This window comes from Pectobacterium sp. HCp5_1, from assembly GCF_032905925.1.
Taxonomy (GTDB): domain Bacteria; phylum Pseudomonadota; class Gammaproteobacteria; order Enterobacterales; family Enterobacteriaceae; genus Pectobacterium; species Pectobacterium brasiliense_A.
The window spans coordinates 18761-37696 of sequence record NZ_JAUMIO010000038.1 but is presented as its reverse complement, the minus strand read 5'-3'; the positions used below and the strand labels follow the sequence as shown (position 1 = coordinate 37696).

Annotated in this window: 16 protein-coding genes; 11 read left to right on the top strand and 5 right to left on the bottom strand. The window is 54.0% G+C overall.

Annotated features, from left to right (window positions below; translation table 11 throughout):
* A partial coding sequence (locus Q3A88_RS19000) for an IS1 family transposase (RefSeq protein WP_317177888.1) occupies positions 1-94 on the top strand: 94 nt, incomplete at its 5' end.
* Positions 95-271: 177 nt separating this feature from the next.
* On the opposite strand, the gene Q3A88_RS18995 is transcribed toward Q3A88_RS19000, so the two are convergent.
* Positions 272-886 carry a YagU family protein gene (locus Q3A88_RS18995; protein ID WP_039522453.1) on the bottom strand — a complete coding sequence of 205 codons (615 nt, stop codon included), beginning with the start codon at positions 884-886 and terminating at the stop codon, positions 272-274.
* Between the two features lie 651 nt (positions 887-1537).
* Here Q3A88_RS18995 and Q3A88_RS18990 point away from each other — a divergent pair.
* The 4 genes from Q3A88_RS18990 to Q3A88_RS18975 are packed head-to-tail and all read left to right on the top strand — an operon-like array spanning position 1538 to position 6653.
* Entirely contained in the window at positions 1538-3151 is a 1614-nt protein-coding gene (locus Q3A88_RS18990; protein ID WP_317178439.1) for an ABC transporter substrate-binding protein, read from the top strand.
* Positions 3129-4088 (top strand): ABC transporter permease, encoded by a 960-nt coding sequence (locus tag Q3A88_RS18985; protein WP_317178438.1) that lies wholly within the window; start codon positions 3129-3131, stop codon positions 4086-4088. The genes Q3A88_RS18990 and Q3A88_RS18985 overlap by 23 nt, the downstream gene beginning before the upstream one ends.
* On the top strand, positions 4081-4947 hold the full coding sequence (locus tag Q3A88_RS18980) for an ABC transporter permease (RefSeq protein WP_010285293.1): 867 nt from the start codon (positions 4081-4083) through the stop codon (positions 4945-4947). Before Q3A88_RS18985 ends, Q3A88_RS18980 begins: the two co-directional genes overlap by 8 nt.
* A complete protein-coding gene (locus Q3A88_RS18975; RefSeq protein WP_317178437.1) occupies positions 4944-6653 on the top strand; it encodes an ABC transporter ATP-binding protein in 1710 nt (569 codons plus the stop codon). The genes Q3A88_RS18980 and Q3A88_RS18975 overlap by 4 nt, the downstream gene beginning before the upstream one ends.
* A 59-nt stretch (positions 6654-6712) precedes the next feature.
* Here Q3A88_RS18975 and Q3A88_RS18970 read toward each other — a convergent pair whose 3' ends face one another.
* From Q3A88_RS18970 to rhaS, 4 genes are all read right to left on the bottom strand, one after another.
* The gene (locus Q3A88_RS18970; protein WP_012822278.1) at positions 6713-7018 is read right to left on the bottom strand and encodes a type II toxin-antitoxin system RelE/ParE family toxin; all 306 of its coding nucleotides are present in this window, start codon (positions 7016-7018) and stop codon (positions 6713-6715) included.
* Positions 7006-7296 carry a CopG family ribbon-helix-helix protein gene (locus tag Q3A88_RS18965; RefSeq protein ID WP_039524406.1) on the bottom strand — a complete coding sequence of 97 codons (291 nt, stop codon included), beginning with the start codon at positions 7294-7296 and terminating at the stop codon, positions 7006-7008. Before Q3A88_RS18965 ends, Q3A88_RS18970 begins: the two co-directional genes overlap by 13 nt.
* 61 nt (positions 7297-7357) lie before the next feature.
* Positions 7358-8212 (bottom strand): helix-turn-helix domain-containing protein, encoded by an 855-nt coding sequence (locus Q3A88_RS18960; protein ID WP_039279287.1) that lies wholly within the window; start codon positions 8210-8212, stop codon positions 7358-7360.
* 24 nt (positions 8213-8236) lie between these two features.
* A complete protein-coding gene (rhaS, locus tag Q3A88_RS18955) occupies positions 8237-9076 on the bottom strand; it encodes an HTH-type transcriptional activator RhaS (protein ID WP_014913998.1) in 840 nt (279 codons plus the stop codon).
* Positions 9077-9412: 336 nt separating this feature from the next.
* Between rhaS and rhaB the strand changes: the two genes are divergently transcribed.
* From rhaB to mgtA, 6 genes are all read left to right on the top strand, one after another.
* Entirely contained in the window at positions 9413-10903 is a 1491-nt protein-coding gene (gene rhaB / locus Q3A88_RS18950; RefSeq protein ID WP_317178436.1) for a rhamnulokinase, read from the top strand.
* Positions 10900-12162: an L-rhamnose isomerase gene (locus tag Q3A88_RS18945; RefSeq protein WP_205559132.1), complete on the top strand. Its 1263-nt coding sequence runs from the start codon at positions 10900-10902 to the stop codon at positions 12160-12162. The genes rhaB and Q3A88_RS18945 overlap by 4 nt, the downstream gene beginning before the upstream one ends.
* A gap of 4 nt (positions 12163-12166) precedes the next feature.
* On the top strand, positions 12167-12991 hold the full coding sequence (gene rhaD / locus Q3A88_RS18940) for a rhamnulose-1-phosphate aldolase (RefSeq protein WP_010285281.1): 825 nt from the start codon (positions 12167-12169) through the stop codon (positions 12989-12991).
* A gap of 105 nt (positions 12992-13096) precedes the next feature.
* Positions 13097-13411 (top strand): L-rhamnose mutarotase, encoded by a 315-nt coding sequence (rhaM, locus tag Q3A88_RS18935; protein WP_010285280.1) that lies wholly within the window; start codon positions 13097-13099, stop codon positions 13409-13411.
* A 450-nt stretch (positions 13412-13861) separates the two neighbouring features.
* Positions 13862-15439, top strand: coding sequence for a methyl-accepting chemotaxis protein (locus Q3A88_RS18930; protein ID WP_317178435.1), 1578 nt, complete (start codon positions 13862-13864; stop codon positions 15437-15439).
* A gap of 452 nt (positions 15440-15891) precedes the next feature.
* Positions 15892-18603, top strand: coding sequence for a magnesium-translocating P-type ATPase (gene mgtA, locus Q3A88_RS18925; protein WP_110162776.1), 2712 nt, complete (start codon positions 15892-15894; stop codon positions 18601-18603).
* Positions 18604-18936 lie beyond the last annotated feature (333 nt).

Genomic DNA, 18936 nt, shown 5'->3' with positions numbered 1-18936 from the left:
ACTGAATCGTAAAACTATCGGGTACTCAAAATCAGTGGAAATGCATGACAAGATAATCGGCACATTCATCGAACGTGAACATTATCTGCAATGACCTGATCTACATATTGAATACGTGACCCTATTTTTCGTGGAGAGAATTGCTCGTGGAGAAAATTGTTCTTGGAGAAAATTGTTCGTGGGTAAGATCGAAGCCGTTGATGTATTAATAGTGCGATACTTAAATAATAAGCATCGCACTATTTCACATTATCTAAAATAAAATCACAGCCTAGCGTGAAGCACTCAAAGGAATCTCAGGATCAGGTTCGTGAGTCATTCGATTACGTAAATCACGGCGAATAATCTCAATAGACCAGAACCAAATGAGATGACCTACGATTTCTGATACATGCTCATACCAAGGGAGAACAAACAGAGATGGCGTAAGCCCCATCAATGGGAAAGAAATCATATGGACAAATAATTGAGCCAGCGCACCAGCCAACAGACCTTGCCATAATTTTATTTTAGGAAATACTTCTGCAACAACGCAGTAACCTACAGCGAAAACAATAGAGAAAATAATATGCGTCACACCCACCCAATTGAATACGTGGCCGGCAAAGGTATAAACCGCCGCATTAGGGTCAACAACCCCAAGCCAATCGCGTAAAAAGATGTAGGGAGGGTTAAGAAAATTACGAGAGCAATCAATTTGCTCGGCCGCTCTAATCAGTGATTCTGGTGCACAAGCACCGGTAAACATATCAGTAGGACTACGTGGAGGAAGCGGGTTTTCTGCGCCCCACTTAACGAAAGATGAAACAATACCTGCAATCAAACCAATAAAAGCAGCTAATCCATAGCGTCTCCGAGATGGAGGAGTTTGTTCAAAAAAGTTCATTTTTTTACCAATCTAACCATTAAAGGTTATAGTCTTACATAGACATCATGTACTTATAAAGAGGTTAATTGATATATCGAACAATCTCTCTAGGTTATTTTGTTATTAGGAACGCGGTTTTAAATTTTATAAAAATAAAAAGAAGGAATCACACGTTTATTTTTTGTGAAACTTTTATTCAATCATTGAAAAACCAGATTCTCTAACATGTCTGAAATGTATATCCCAAATGATGCGAAAGAATAATAATTCACCAATAATATTATCAATAAGATATAGCTTGGTTATTTTTTTGTGAAAGAATAACAGTTCAATCACTCATCCTCTCGCCCTGTATCACTCTCACTCAGAATATTTCCTCACCTCAGCAAAAGCTGATATTCATTTTCGGCAGTTCGAGGGGATGAAAATCCAGCACGCTTCATTCTCGCTTGTTTATTAATCAATGCCGAACCAATCCGGGCGCTGATGTTCCTCACGCCCGTGTAGCGATAGGCAATCCCCTATCGCAGAGGCGTAACAACCTTTCGCATATATATTTTTATGGAATTGAAAATCAATTTTTATTCTTTTACATGCATAAGCCCCCCCTTTAGAGTAGCGAAAAGACCGCCGTGTATGGCCTCATGTCATTGGTAAGGGACACAGGGAATGGAAAAAAATCATCCGCAAGTTACGACTCTCGCCGCAGGGTTACTCTCGTTACTTTTTGCATTCAACCCCGGCGCATACGCGGCGGAAACCGGTGAAAAACCGGTGTCCGGCGGTATTCTGAATGTTGGATTAGGCAGCGATACGCCGATTATCGACCCACATATTACGGCCTACGGTGTTACCGCGCTGATTGCGCGTAACGTGGTGGATTCACTGGTAGGACAGGCGGAAGATAACCGCTTTACGCCCTGGCTGGCGGAAAGCTGGAAAATTAACGACAACAACACCGAGTACACCTTCCACCTGCGCAAGGACGTGACGTTCAGCGACGGCACCAAGCTGGATGCGGAAGCAGTGAAATACAACATCGAACGTATTCTCGATCCGAAAACCACCTCCAGCTACGCGAAATCGCTGTTAGGTCCTATCGATAAGATCTCAACGCCAGATGATTATACGATTGTGCTCCACTACAGCTCACCGTTTGCGGCGCTGTTACAAGGCCTGAGCCTGCCGTATCTGGGCATTCAATCACCGACATATCTGAAGAAAACACCAAATACTAGCACCACCGTGGTGGGTTCCGGTCCGTTTATTCTCGATTCCTTTGTGAAAGGCAGCGGCAGCAAACTGACAAAGCGTCCTGATTACAACTGGGGACCGGGTTATGCCAAGCACACGGGTCCAGCCTATCTGGACGGTCTGGTGTTCAAATATCTGCCGGAAGCGTCGGTTCGCCTCGGCGCACTGAGCAGCGGCCAGATTCAGGCGATTGATGCTGTACCACCAGCTAATTTTCCGACGGTGAAACGCAATCCGAAGCTGGAAGTGATCACCTATGAGAACCCGGGCGTTAACCGTGTACTCTATCTCAACACCACCAAAGGCCCTTTCCAGGATGTCGCGGTGCGTAAGGCATTCCAGAGCGCGGTGGATACCAACGCGGCGGTGAAAGTCGCCTTCTTCGGTACGCTGAAAGCCGCCGATAACGTGCTCGGCCCGGCCACGCTGTACTACGATCCGAGCGTTGCATCCCGCTGGGGCTTTGATGTGAAAAAAGCCAACGAACTGCTGGATAACGCAGGCTGGAAACAGAAAGACGGCGAAGGCTTCCGAACCAAAGATGGTCAACGCCTGAGCGTCAGCTTCGTTTACGCTTCAACCAACGTTGAAGCTGCTGATGTCGCGTTGTTCCAGGCGGTGCAATATCAAGTGAAGCAGGCAGGCTTCGAAGTCAAACTGACGCCGGTTGATGCGGGTGAATTCACCACGCGCACCAATGCCAACGAGTACGATATCGCTTCTAACTTCTTCGTACGTGCAGAGCCGGATATCCTGCGTACCGTCTTCGATTCAGCGTATGCACCACCGAACGGCAACAACTTTACGCGTATCAGCGTGCTGAATGACAAGCTGAGAAAAGCCATCGGCGCGGGCGAAGCAGAACGTAAACAGCTCTATAGCGAAATACAGCGTGAGGTCATCGATCAAGCGTATGTTGTTCCGCTGTATATTCCTGCCTACCAACTCGGCCTGTCCAAACAGGTACAGGGCATAAGCTGGACCACCAACGCAAAACCGAACTTCTATGATGTCTGGATTAAACGTTAATCTGTACGCGATAGGTAAACGTCTTTTCACTATTCTGGCTGTGCTCTGGGGCGCAGCCACATTGACGTTTATTGCCGTCAAACTGATCCCCGGCGATCCGGTCGCCATTCTTAGCGGTGGCGATAACGTGGTAGACGAAGCCTATCGCGCCGTACTCATCAAACAATTTGGGCTCGACCAGCCGCTGTGGGTGCAATATCTGCGCTACTGCGGACAGGCGCTACAGGGCGATTTTGGCGTCAGCTATCTTTACCGCCTGCCAGTCGGCAGCGTGATTAGCGATGCGATGCATGAAACGCTACCACTGGCGCTCGGCGGCCTGATTCTGGCGCTGCTCCTTGCCATAACCAGCGCACTGCTGACCGCAGGCCGCTATGGTGTAATGCGGACCACCGTTTCCTGGCTGGAACTCACGCTGCTTAGCACGCCGGTCTACTGGATTGGTATCGTTCTGCTAAGCCTGTTCAGTTTTCGTCTGCAATGGTTTCCGGTCACTGGCAACGATGGGGTGATGTCGCTAGTACTGCCCGTCATCACGCTGAGCCTACCGATTGCCGCTATTTTGAGTCAGGTGCTGCGCGACGGTCTGGAAGATGCGCTCTCCCAGCCGTTCTCGCTCACCGTGCGCACACGCGGCGTCAGTGAAATCCGGCTACGCTTCCGCCACGGTTTACGCCACGCGGCGCTGGCCGCCTCAACGCTGACCGGCACGCTGCTGGCAAGCGTACTCGGCGGCTCCGTACTGACCGAGACCGTCTTTGGCCGCGCGGGTATCGGGCAGGTCACGCTGAGCGCCATTGAAAATCGCGACATGCCGCTGGTGCTGGGCGTCGTCATGCTGTCCGCATTCCTGTTCGTCGTTATCAACCTGCTGGTGGATGCGCTGTACCTCATTATCGATCCCCGCTTACGCAAGAAGGCGAGCACCCATGAGTAGTGAACCGATGCCCTTCACGCAGACACCCTCAAGAAAAACCTATCGCAGCCCGTGGCTGAGCACGGCGACGTTGCTGCCTGCCGCTATCGTTTTCCTGCTGGCGCTGGCGGTCTTTTTTCCCTCGCTGTTTACCAGCCGTACCGCCGACGAAATGGATATGGGCGCGGTATTCCAGTCGCCGAATAGCACTTACTGGTTCGGCACCGATCAGCTGGGACGTGACATTTTTTCCCGCATCGTTCACGGCACCTCGCTGTCGCTGGGGATTGGCGTCGGCGCGATGCTGATCGCCTGCTTCGGCGGCGTGCTGTTTGGCACGCTGTCGGTGCTCGCGCCGCTGCGCATCCGGCAGGTTCTGGTGCGCCTGCTGGACATCATGCTGGCGTTTCCCGATCTGCTGCTGGCATTGCTGGTGATCGCCGTCCTGGGACGCGGACCGGAAAACACCATGCTGGCCGTCGGTCTGGCGGGAATTGCTGGCTATGCACGTTTAATTCGTTCTCAGGTGCTGCAAGTCAGGCTATCCGGCTACGTCGAACATGCGATTGCGCTGGGTGAACACCCGCTATATATCGTTTTCCGCCACATCATTCCCAATACGCTGCGCCCGTTGCTGATTGTCGCCACCATTGGCGTCGGCCACGCGGTGCTGTCCGCCTCGGCGCTGAGCTTTCTCGGATTGGGCGTCGTCCCACCGACCGCCGAATGGGGCGCGCTACTGGCTGACGGACGCAACTTCCTTGATATCGCGCCGTGGGTCAGCCTGCTGCCCGCCAGCGTCGTGGCGCTGTCGGTGATTTCCATCACGCTGCTAGGACGTCGCTTACAGGCCATTTTGGCAAAAGGAGAGGCACGATGAGCCTGAACACACATTCTCACCCCTCTCATTCATCTTCAGAAACGCCCGCAAAAACGCCGCTGCTGCGCGTAGACGGCCTGAGCGTGACCTTTCCCAGCCCTTTCGGCCCCGTTCGTTCGGTTAAAAACCTCTCTTTTCAGGTAAATGCTGGAGAAATCCTGGCGCTGGTCGGCGAATCGGGTTCAGGGAAATCCGTCACCGCTCGCACGCTGGTGGGTCTGGCCGGTGAAAACGTTGACATACAGGCAAACGCGATTGAGCTCACGCGCCATGATGGCAGCCTGTGTGATTTACGCTATCTGACCGACCGCGACTGGCGGGCGATTCGCGGCCGTGAAATCGGTTTTGTTTTGCAGGATGCGCTGGTGTCTCTCGATCCGCTGCGCAAGATCGGGCAGGAAGTCGCCGAACCCATTCTGACTCATCGCCTGTTGCCTCGTCAGCAGATTCCCGCACGCGTCGCCGAACTCCTGACGAAGGCGGGCATTCCCGATCCAGAGAATCGCGCCGCGCAGTATCCACATGAACTGTCCGGCGGGCTGCGCCAGCGTGCGCTTATCGCTTCCGCGCTGGCGGCGGGTCCACAGCTGCTGATTGCCGATGAACCCACTACCGCGCTGGACGCCACGGTGCAAAAGCAGGTGCTGAAAGTCTTCACCGCATTAGCGCAGGCAGGGCACGGCGTTTTACTGATCACCCACGATCTTGCCGTCGTCGCGGAGGTAGCAGATCGCGTCATCGTGATGCAACAAGGATCGCTGGTAGAAGGCGGTGAGGCGCGGCAGATCCTGTCCGCGCCGACACATCCCTACACCCGCAAGCTGCTGGCGGCGATCCCGACTGCGTCTACCCGTGGAAAGTGGCTGGCTGGTGCGGACCCGTTACAGAGTGGCATTGCACCGTCACCCGCTTCTTTGGCAGCCAATCACAGCAACACCAACGACACCATTGCACTCACGGCGGATCGGATCGCAGTGTCGTTCAAGCGCCCTGATGGCAGTCGGATGCAGGCCGTCAATCAGGTTTCTCTCCAGATCAAACGCGGCGAAACGCTGGGCATCGTTGGGGAATCCGGTTCGGGGAAAACCACGCTGGGCAAAGTCATTCTGGCGTTGCAAAAGCCGGACAGCGGTGAAGTCCGACTCGCGGGCAATGCCTGGAGTACGCTAACGGAACGCGAACGTCGGCCGCTGCGCGCACGCATTCAGACGATCACGCAGGATCCGCTTAGCTCGTTCGATCCACAATTTACCGTCGCCCAGATTCTGAACCAGCCGCTGCGTTTACGTCGCGATCTCAGCGATGATGAGAAACAGCGGCGCATTCTGACGCTGCTCGAATATGTCGGCTTGACACCCGACCTGCTGAGCCGCCGTCCAAGGGCGCTGTCCGGTGGGCAACGTCAGCGCGTCTCGATCGCACAGGCGCTGGCTTCAGAACCCGAGATTCTGATCTGCGACGAACCGGTCTCGGCGCTGGACGTCACCACACAGGCGCAGGTGCTGGATTTGCTGGTGGCGTTGCAACGCCAGTTGGAGCTGACGATGCTGTTCATCTCCCACGATCTGGGTGTAGTGCAGCACATGAGCCACCGCATCGCAGTCATGAAAGATGGGGATATCGTAGAAACCGGGCCGGTCGAGCAGATCTTCAATCAGCCGCAGCACCCTTACACGCGCCTGTTGCTTTCAACGGTGGCAGAGTAGCGCTGTTGACGTGTAGTGGTACGCTGAATTTGGCAAATGGGTAATCTCAGAGGACAGGATTAAGGGTTTTGGTAACCGGCTTCTTTTTGATGCTTGACGGTCAGTATCACCACTCTGTCAGTCAGTTCATCATGACGGTAAAGCATCACGTACCCGCTGCTGCCGAATTCGATCACCAGTTCCTGATATTCAAGAGGGAGATGTTCAACGGGTCGCCCGATATTCGGCAGCGCTTCTAACTGACGAATGCCGCGAATCAAAACTTCAGCGGCCTTTTTCGCAGCCAGCGCATTTTTGTTTTTTAGAAAATCCTGCAGACGCTGCAAATCACGTCTTGCGCGTTCTGAAACAATCACTTGTGGCATGCAGGCGCATCCTGTTCATGCCCAGAACCCCAGGATTCTAACCAGGTGACCGTCTCATCGGCGGTGATGTGTTCGCCGGTGCTCTGGTATTCCTCCCACGCGGCCAGCGCCTCTTTACGGTACTGACTGCGTTTTTCTTCACGCTCCACGTATTCGGCGATAGCTTCCAGCATTAGCGCATGGGCTGAGCTATGGCGGTCATCGGCCAACGTTTTCAGTCGTTCTTTAATGTCCTGATCGATGCGCAGCGTCGTGGTTTGGCGTGGCGTGTCAGCCATGATGTGCTCCGGTTAATATCACTGGTGTCACCAATGATATTAACCCTGAATGATGCGGGTGTCACTCCACATTCAGGAAGCGCTGGCGGTAGGCGCTGGGTGAAACGCCGAACGCCTGGTGGAACACTACGGAGAAGTAGTTGCTGTCTTCAAAACCGCACAACGCGGCAACGTCGCCGATGGTTTGCAGGTCATAACGCAGCAGCTCCATCGCCTTGCATAGCCGCAGCTGGCGCAGGTAGTGCGGCACGCTCATGCCGGTTTGTTCTTTAAAGCGCGAACGCAAGCTGCGGGCGCTGAAGTGGTGCTGTTCGCAAAAGGCTTCAAAGCGGAACGGTGCTGCGATACTGGCACGCAGCGCATTCATCAACATATCCAACTGATGCGCATCGGCCAGCTGTGGGCTATCCGGCGTGTGGCGATAGCGCGCAGCCAGCAGCGCAATCTGCAGCAGCAGCGCTTCACTCAGTTGCAGCGACAGCGCATCCGACTTCATACACTCCTGCCTCAACGCATCCACCTTCTCGCGGAGGGTATCCATACCTTCCGAGCCTAGGCACCAGTGGCGCTGGCTTTGTGGCAGCTCCCCGCCCGGCAGTAACGCTTGCCAGTCGGCAGATAGCGTCAGGCGATTGCGGATATAGAGAATGTTGTCCAGTTCGAGCCCGTGGACGGATTCATAGCTGTGGCGATCGTTCGCGGAGACATAGAACATATCGCCGCGAGTGATGCGGTAAGGCACATCATTCCAGAGGTGCAGGCCATTGCCACGCCAGACAATCACCAGTTCGTCGAAATCATGATGGTGTAGCGGAAACACAGGCTGTGGATGCCGTTCGGCAACCATCACGGCATTCTTGTCGGTGAGGAAATAGTCTTCAGTCTGTAATTTCAAACCCCGTATTACTGTCGTCATTCCCTCACCCGCAGTTGCCGTTACCTACTCTTCACGAGAAAACGCCTGATGGCGCAGTGACTTAGGTGCCTGCGAGAATGCCTTGCGGAATTGCGTCGAGAAGTGATTGCTGTCGCTAAATCCACAGGCGTGCGCAATAGTGGTGATGGAATCATCACTCTGCTGCAACCGCCGACGAGCCTCCAGTAATCTTAACCGATTCAGATAGCGTTGTGGCGTCATACCCGTGTGTTGTTTGAGCTGACGGTGCAGCGTACGCAGCGGCAGTGAGAACTGATCGGCCAGACTGCCCCAGTTCACCTCTTCGCTGTAGTTGTTTTGCAGCCAGCCCAGCAGCGCCTGTACCCCCTGACGCTCGGAGCCGTTGGCCTGCGTCTGGAAACAGTGTTGGCGCAGTTGCACCAGAATGTGCAGAAACAGGCTCTCGCTGGCGGCAATCGCTTCCGGTGCATCGCTCTGCGCCAGCTCCGCCAGACTGTTCATCGACTGTTTCAACTGCTGCATCCCCGCCGCATTCACCTGCCATTGCCCTTGCCACTCGCCGTTCGGGCCATACGGTAAAAAGGCAGCGATATCGGAAAGGAAGCGGAATCCGCGCGGCGAGCGGTACAGCATGTTGGTCAGGCACAGCCCTTCGACATCTTCAAACAGATGCCGATCGTTATCGCGAACGAAGAATACCGAACCGCTACACAGTGCGTAGGGCTGATCGTTAAACACATGGACGCCAGCACCCTGCTCCACCAGCACGATTTCCCAGAAATCATGATAATGCTCAGGAAACGCCGCTTGTGGGGTACGCGGCTCCACCGCAACCGTTACGGCACGCGAAGTAAAAAAATCATCACCACGAAGTAACGTCATTTCAGTTCTCCATTCAGCCTCTGGCAAAAGTGCGGCCTTTGAAAAAGGGTAGTCAGAAGCCACAAAACCGGCCTTCAAATACCGTCGCCCACACGCCATCTGACTGCTCTTTTTTTAAGATCGCACCGCCTAATTGATTGAAGTGTGGCAAGGATCACACCGCTTTTTCCCTGATTTTTTCATGGTTATTCCCTGAATAATTTCCCAGATTGTGAGCCCTTTCACGGTCAGCTTTGTCATTTTGCCAGCCGCCTGTTGTAGATGGCACTCATAGGAAGGTGGCTTCTGTTACCGCTCCTTACACTGCAACACATCCAACAAGTAAGGAGTGCGGCTATGGCGGTGAAGAATATCGTGGCGGTGGATTTAGGTGCATCCAGTGGTCGGGTCATGCTGGCAACCTTGCACACCGCAACGCAGCATTTGACGCTGAAAGAAATTCACCGTTTCAGCAATACGCTGGTGTTTCAGGACAACCATCACCAGTGGGATCTGGCCGCGCTGGAAGGCGACATCCTCACCGGATTACACCAAATCGATGCCATGGGTATCACCCCCGATAGCATCGGGATCGACAGCTGGGGCGTGGACTATGTGCTGCTGGATAAGGACGGGCAGCGCGTTGGCCTACCCTATTCCTATCGCGACCACCGCACCGACGGCGTGATGGCTACCGTCACCGCCGAGCTGGGGCGTGAGGCGATCTATCAGCGTACCGGCATTCAATTCCTGCCGTTTAATACGCTGTACCAGCTTAAAGCACTGTGTGACACATCATCTGACGATCTGAATCAGGTGGCACACCTGCTGATGATTCCCGACTATTTTCACTATCGCCTCACAGGGAATCGGGTCTGCGAATACACCAACGCCAGCACGACCCAACTGCTTAATCTGGAACAGAAAACCTGGGACAGCGAACTGCTGGACTATCTGAGCATCCCGCGCCGCTGGTTGAGCGATCTGGTGCAACCGGGACACGCTGTAGGGAACTGGACAGCGCCAAGCGGACAGCAGATTCCCGTCACCGCTGTCGCCACGCACGACACCGCCAGCGCGGTGGTCGGCGCACCGTTGCTGAGCCGCGACAGCGCCTACCTCAGTTCCGGCACCTGGTCACTAATGGGCATCGAGAGCGACACGCCGTTTAACAGCCCGCAGGCGCTGGCCGCCAATATCACCAACGAAGGTGGCGTGGATGGCACCTATCGGGTACTGAAAAACATCATGGGGCTGTGGCTGCTACAGCGCGTTTGTCAGGAGCGTGACATCAAGGATTTAGGCGCGCTGATTCAGTCCGCCGCCGCTCTACCCGCTTTTGTCAGTTTGATTAACCCGAATGACGATCGCTTTATCAATCCGCCGTCTATGCATCAGGCGATCCGCGACTATTGTCGTGAACACGGCCAGCCCGTGCCCCAAAGCGATGCCGAACTGGCACGCTGCATCTTCGACAGCCTCGCGCTGCTCTACCGACAGGTGGTACTGGAACTGGGCGAACTGCGCCACGCGCCAATCCGCCAGCTGCATATTGTCGGCGGCGGCAGCCAGAACGCCTTCCTGAACCAGCTGTGCGCCGATGTGTGCCAGATTCCGGTTCTGGCCGGGCCGGTCGAGGCCTCGACGCTTGGCAATATCGGCTGCCAACTGATGGCGCTGGACGCCGTCGCCGACCTTGCCGCATTCCGGCACATGCTGACTCATAACTTCCCTCTGCATCGCTATACCCCGCGTGCGGAGAGTGATTTTGCCGGGCACTGGCGTCGTTTTCAGGCGCTCAGCCAGCCAGAAACCGCCCCACAGGGCAAAAAGGAGACCACGCAATGAGCACACCTATTGAAGCTGCCTGGCAGTTGGCAAAAACGCGTTATGCCAGCATAAATATTGACGTAGAGGCCGTGCTGGAACAGCTAGACCAGATTCCAGTGTCAATGCACTGCTGGCAGGGCGACGATGTGGCCGGATTCGAGAACACCGGCGGGCCACTCACCGGCGGCATTCAGGCCACGGGGAACTACCCCGGTAAGGCGAGCACACCGGATGAACTGCGTGCCGATCTGGAACAGGCATTCGCGCTGATCCCAGGCCCTAAGCGACTGAACCTACACGCCATCTATCTGGAATCTGCCCAGCCCGTCGCCCGCAACGAGATTGCCCCCGAGCATTTCAGCACCTGGGTTGAATGGGCCAAGCGCCACCAGCTCGGTCTGGATTTTAACCCGACCTGTTTTTCTCATCCGCTGAGCGCAGACGGCTTTACCCTATCGCACCCAGACGAAAAAGTACGCCGTTTCTGGATTGAACACTGTCAGGCCAGCCGCCGGATTTCAGCCTACTTCGGGCGCGAACTCGGCACGCCATCGGTAATGAATATCTGGGTGCCGGACGGCATGAAAGATTTAACCATTGATCGACTGGCATTCCGCCAGCGACTGCTCAGCGCATTGGATGAGATCATTTCCGAACCGCTCGATCAGGCACATCACATCGACGCAGTGGAAAGTAAGCTGTTCGGAATAGGTGCGGAAAGTTTTACCGTCGGCTCCAACGAATTTTATCTTGGCTACGCAACCAGCCGCGGCACTGCGCTCTGTCTGGATGCCGGACACTTCCATCCAACCGAAGTCATTTCCGACAAGATCTCTAGTGCGATTCTGTACGTTCCGCGTCTGCTGCTGCACGTCAGCCGTCCGGTACGCTGGGACAGCGACCATGTGGTGCTGCTGGACGACGAAACCCAGGCCATCGCACACGAAATCGTGCGCCATAAACTGCTTAACCGCGTGCATATCGGGCTCGATTTTTTTGATGCCTCGATCAACCGCATCGCCGCCTGGGTCATCGGTACCCGCAATATGAAGAAAGCCCTGTTACGCGCGCTGCTGGAACCCACGGAAACGCTGCGCACACTGGAACAAAACGGCGATTACACCGCGCGTCTGGCCCTGCTGGAAGAGCAAAAATCACTGCCGTGGCAGGCCGTGTGGGAACACTACTGCCAGCGTCATGACGTCATCCCGGGCAGCGAATGGCTGCAACAGGTACGTCAGTATGAAGAAACCATCCTCACTCAACGTCAAGGGTAAGATTATGCAAGCAATTCTCTCTTCCTGGTTTGTACAGGGAATGATTAAAGCCACCAGCGACATGTGGCTCAAAGGCTGGGACGAACGTAACGGCGGTAACGTCAGCCTGCGCCTGACGGCTGAGGATGTGACGCCTTATGAAAGCGATTTCTACCCGCAGCCGCGTCATGAAGCCCTTTCACAGCCGATGCCTGCGCTGGCTGACTGCTGGTTTATCGTCACCGGCTCCGGCAAATTCTTCCGCAATGTGCAGTTGGATCCGGCCGATTCACTGGTGGTGTTGCAGGTCGATAGCGACGGTAAAGGCTACCGCATTTTCTGGGGGCTCACCAACGGCGGCCTGCCGACTTCTGAACTGGCTTCGCATTTCCAGTCACACATTGTCCGTATGGGCGTCACTCACGGACGCGACCGCGTCATCATGCACTGCCACGCGACCAATCTGATCGCCTTGAGCTATGTGCTGGAGCTGGATACCGCTAAGTTCACCCGTGAACTGTGGGAAGGCAGCACGGAGTGTCTGGTCGTCTTCCCGGACGGCGTGGGGATTGTGCCGTGGATGGTGCCGGGCACCGATGCCATTGGCGATGCCACCTCCGAACAAATGAAGCGTCATTCGCTGGTGCTGTGGCCTTTCCACGGTATCTTCGGCACTGGCCCGACGCTGGATGAAGCCTTCGGCCTGATCGATACCGCAGAGAAATCCGCCGAAGTGATGGTGAAAGTGATATCGATGGGCGGTAAGAAACAGACGATCTCAACCGAAGAGCTGATCGCGTTGGGTAAACGTTTCGGCGTCACGCCAATGGAAGCCGCGCTGCGCGTGTAGCAGATTTTAAGCATAAACTACTTTCAGCATAACATTAGCTTCAGCCTCAACTCGCCACGGCCTCACTGCCGTGGCGTTCTGCCAACGACTACGGGGGATTCATCCATGTTGCGTAAGGCTTTTGTGATGTCAGTTTTTCCTGACAGCCACGATGAATATCAGCGTCGCCACAATCCTATCTGGCCGGAGCTGGCCGAGGTGCTCAAGAATCACGGTGCACACCACTACAGCATTTTTCTGGATAAGCAGCGCAATCTGCTGTTCGGCTATGTCGAGGTCGAATCCGAAGCTCGCTGGGAAGCGATTGCACAAACGGACGTCTGCCAGCGCTGGTGGAAGCACATGAGCGACGTCATGCCCGCCAACCCTGATAACAGCCCGGTTAGTGATGCGCTGGAACCGGTGTTCTATCTGGACTAACGCATTCTCTGAACCACGCATCATCGTGTAGCGGTAATAACATTACCGCTGCGTCATTATTGTTGAAGCTATAAAGTTGAAACTATAAAAAAGAAATAATGTGTCATTTAATTAATGATTCCCGTTACCTATAATCGTGACTTTAACGGTATAAATAATTATCGATTATTGATGGCTATCACATTTTATTTTTCCTATTTGTGAAATATCCATCTTTCACATTAAAAATAAAAACATTTATTAAAACAATCCTTAACAACCACACTTCACTTAAAAACAATCCATTGCCAGTTTAAAAATAAACAGAATTTAGTGTCGCCATAATGAACCTGATTATTATTAAGTTCCGTTTATTCACCAACCTCTCTTTATCGAATTACGTATTATAAAGATCTTATTTTCTTTGCCGTTATCACTACTACCTTCTCTCTATAATCAATAAGAATAACGATGAAATTTTCCCAACTCACAGTGTTCTCTAAGTTATTACTCGGTTTTTCCGTCCTGATAGCCATGATGTTGTTATTAGGTGTGGTTTCACTACTTCAGCTTAGCGTTAATAATAACCGTATTGATGAATTAAGCAGCAGCAGCCTGCCCGGCGTGCGATATAGCCTGGAAATGCGTGGCGCGCTGTCTGAAACGCGTTTGCAGCAAATACAATATATCGACTCCAAAACGCCTGAAGAGCGCGAAGGTCATCGCAAAGAATTACTGCAAAATGCCGATGCCTTTCTTGCTGCATTTAAGAACTACCAAACCGTAGCTAACAGCGAGGATAAAAAAGCGCTGATTAAGGTCATTGGCGAAAATTTCTCCGGCTTTAACGCGGTCAACACCACGCTGGTTGATACCGTCAATCGGGGCGATCTGGTTGAAGCGAGTAAAATCAGCGGGGCAAGCTCATCCAAATATCGTAGTCAGCTAATGAAAGATCTGGCCCGACTGGTAGATATGGAAGTGGCGACGGCAAAAGATATCGTTGTCAGTGCCGATTCGACTTATCGGACGTCACAATACTCTGTCTGGGGATTGCTGCTGCTCGCCCTGCTGACGACGGCCGTTATCGCGACCGTTATCTCACGTAATATTTCGCGCCAGCTCGGCGGCGACCCGCATTACGCTCAGGAAATCATGACGGAGATTGCCTCCGGTAATTTGACAGCGCAAATCCAGCTGCGCCAAGGGGACAACAGCAGCCTGCTGGCCTCCATCAACTACATGAACCAGCAGTTGATGAGCATCGTGCATACCATCATGAGCGGCAGTGAATCCATCTCGCTGGCGTCCAACGAGATTGCTCAGGGCAACAGCGACCTGTCGCAGCGTACCGAAGAGCAGGCGGCTTCGCTGATTCAGGCATCGGCTAATATGCAGCAACTGACGCACACCGTACGCCAGAATGCGGATAACGCCAAAGAAGCCAGCCAACTGGCGCAGCAAACCTCCGAAACGGCTTCTCAGGGCGGGCTTATCGTGGACGACATGCTCAAGCGTATGCATGAGATCTCCGACAGTTCGCAGAAGATTGTCGATATTATCGCCGTGATCGAAGGAATTGCCTTCCAGACCAATATCCTTGCACTGAACGCCGCAGTAGAAGCGGCAAGAGCGGGTAGCGAAGGGAAAGGCTTTGCCGTCGTAGCAGGCGAAGTCCGGACGCTGGCACAGAAGAGCGCCAACGCCGCCAAAGAGATCAAAACGCTGATCGAAGGCACCGTCGAGAAGATTACCGACGGCTCAGCGCGGGCAGACAAAGCCAGCCAGGCGATGTCGGAGATTGTGCTGTCGGTGAAAAAGGTCACGGATATCGTGGCCGAGATTTCTCAGGCCTCCAACGAGCAGCATATCGGCATCAAAGAAATTAGCGTGGCGGTAGAACAAATGGATCGGGTCACTCAGCAAAACGCCGCGCTGGTTGAACAATCCGCCACGGCAGCACACGCCATGACGGAGCAGGGTGCACAGCTACGTGATGCGGTTCGTTTCTTCAAAGTTAATCAGGATCACATGCTGAGAATCCATTAATTCTCCTCTGCCCCGCCAGCAACCCGGCGGGGCAGCCACCTATTTCTGAGCTCTATTATTTCTAATAACTACTAACTCACCCTGTTTGCTTCATGAACAAACGTTGACGTCTGGTTTAGGCAAATGGGGTTATAGTTGCACCACTACACTACGTGCTGTGTTTTTACGTACCCGTTTTCTACGTATCAGGTTTCTGCGCAATCTGTTTCGTCAGTTGACGACTATTTTTACATCTCGCCGCACGGCGATAAGGAGACAACATGGACGAGCACCCTCGATGGCCCGGTAAACCGCATCCGTTAGAATAAGGACCGTCTTCTTCCCCGACCTCTCTGTTCTCTCCGTCTGCGCCGTTTACCTTCCTTAATACCTTAATTTTTTCCGCTTTACGTCCCTTTATCCGGGATGCGCGCCCGTGCGCGGCGGACAGGCAACATTAAGAGAGCAGCATCATGACCGATATGATCACGCAAACGGGGTATCGCCGCGCCCGTAAGACACCCACGGCCACCTTTGCGATTGCCCGCGAGGCGCAAAACAGCCTCGATCAAACACTGGCTAACCTGAATACGCATCTGCACGGCTTAAGCCATGATGACGTCATTGAGCGCCAGCAAACCTATGGCGAAAACCGCGTCGCCCATGAAAAAGCGCCGCACGCGCTGGTACAGTTGGCCACCGCGTTTAATAACCCGTTTATTTACGTACTGATGGCGCTGGCCGCGATCAGCTTTTTCACCGATTACTGGCTACCGCTGCGCCATAATGAAGAGACGTCGCTCACTGGTGTGATCATCATTCTGGTGATGGTGAGCCTGAGCGGCCTGCTGCGCTTTTGGCAGGAGTTTCGGACCAATAAAGCCGCCGAAGCACTGAAATCGATGGTGCGGACAACGGCCACCGTGCTGCGCCGCCCTCACGCCAGCGCCACCGCCGTCATGCAGGAAATTCCGCTTCAGCAGTTGGTTCCCGGCGATATTCTGACGCTTTCCGCCGGCGATATGGTGCCAGCGGATGTTCGGCTGGTGGAATCACGCGATCTGTTCGTCAGTCAGGCCGTCCTGACCGGTGAATCGCTGCCGATCGAAAAATACGACGTCTTCAGCGATATCAGCGCCAAAGGCTGTCAGCCCGCAGGCTGCGGCGGCGAGAGCGATCTGCTGGCGCTGTCCAACATTTGTCTGATGGGAACCAACATTTCCAGCGGCACGGCAACGGCCATCGTCGTGGCGACCGGCAGCCACACCTACTTTGGATCGCTGGCAAAATCGATTGTCGGCACCCGTTCCCAAACCGCCTTCGATCGCGGCGTGAACAGCGTAAGCTGGCTGCTGATCCGCTTTATGATCGTGATGGTGCCTGTCGTGCTGCTGATTAACGGCTTCACCAAAGGCGACTGGATGGAGGCGAGCCTGTTTGCGCTGGCGGTCGCTGTCGGCCTGACGCCGGAAATGCTGCCGATGATTGTCTCTTCGAATCTGGCAAAAGGCGCGATCGCCATGGCGCGGCGTAAAGTGGTGGTCAAACGGCTGAACGCGATTCAGAACTTTGGCGCGATGGACGTCCTGTGCACCGACAAAACCGGCACGCTGACGCAGGATCGCATCATCCTTGAACATCATCTGAATACGCAGGGTCAGGTCGACGCGAGCGTACTCCAGCTCGCCTGGCTCAACAGCGCGCACCAGAGCGGCATGAAAAACCTGATGGATCAGGCCATCATGCATTTTGGTCGTCATAATCCGGCCATCGCCGCACTGGGTCGCTATCGCAAAATCGATGAGCTACCGTTTGATTTCATTCGCCGCCGTCTGTCCATCATCGTTGCCGATGAACACAACCAGCAACGCCTGATTTGCAAAGGCGCGGTAGAAGAAATGCTGGCGGTCGCTACGCACGTGAGTGAAAACGGACAACGGTATGAACTGGACGACGAGCGCCGCAGTACGCTGAAAACGCTAGCGGAAAACTACAACCAGCAAGGGTTCCGCGTGCTGATGATCGGCACCCGTGAACTGAGTCCGGTGGGCAGCACGCTGCCGCTGAGCGCCGAGGATGAACGCGACCTGACAATTTGCGGCCTGCTGACGTTCCTCGATCCGCCGAAAGAAAGCGCCTCTGCCGCCATTCGCGCCCTGCATGAAAACGGCGTGACGGTGAAAGTTCTGACGGGCGATAACGCGATTATTACCAGCAAGATCTGCCGCGATGTCGGGCTGGAACCGGGCGAGGTGCTGGAAGGCAACGCTATCGATGCGCTCAGCGATGAGCAGCTCGGCGTGCTGGTAGAACAGCGCACCATTTTTGCCCGGCTGACGCCGCTGCAAAAATCTCGCGTGCTGAAAGCGCTGCAAGGGAATAACCATACGGTCGGCTTTTTGGGCGACGGTATCAACGATGCTCCCGCCCTGCGCGATGCGGATATCGGGATTTCTGTCGATACCGGCACGGATATCGCCAAGGAATCGGCCGATATCATTCTGCTGGAAAAGAACCTGATGGTGCTGGAAGAAGGCGTCATCAAAGGGCGCGAGACATTCGGTAATATCATCAAATACCTGAACATGACTGCCAGCTCCAACTTCGGCAACGTGTTTTCAGTGCTGGTCGCCAGCGCCTTTATTCCGTTCCTGCCGATGCTGGCGATCCATCTGCTGATTCAGAACCTGATGTACGACATCTCTCAGCTGTCGCTGCCGTGGGACAAAATGGATAAGGAATTCCTGCGTAAACCGCGCAAATGGGATGCCAAAAATATCGGTCGCTTCATGCTGTGTATCGGGCCGACATCATCGATTTTTGACATCACCACCTACGCGCTGATGTGGTTTGTGTTTGCCGCCAACAGCGTAGAGCATCAGGCCCTGTTTCAGTCAGGCTGGTTCGTTGAGGGGTTGCTATCACAAACGCTGGTAGTGCACATGCTGCGTACCCAGAAGATCCCGTTCATTCAGAGTACGGCTGCGCTGCCGGTGATGCTGATGACCGGGCTGGTGATGGCGCTGGGTATCTATCTGCCGTTCTCCCCGCTGGGGCCGCTGGTCGGTTTACAGCCGCTGCCGTGGGAATATTTCCCGTGGCTGGCTGCCACGCTGATTGGCTACTGTACCGTCGCTCAACTGGTCAAACGCGCCTATATTCGCCGCTTCGACCAGTGGTTCTGATCCCTTCTTTACCTCTTCCGGCGGGTGCGCTGTCGCCCGCCAAATCAGGAGCCGCTATGAAACCTTCTCGCCATGCATTCAGGATCGTTGTCTTCTTTCTAACCCTGATTTCAGTGATTAGCGTCACGATGCTTCTTACTGTCATCTAGACCGTAAAAATACTCATAAGATATCAAAATATATACCACCTTAGATGTAATATAAGTTAACGATCTTATCGCAAAAAAACAGAGAAAAAAGATATAAGCAATTAAATAATAAGAAATATATATTTATTGTTATGGTGGTAATTAAAATAGGCATGTTTTTTTAAGGAAATGAGAGCCTCAACGC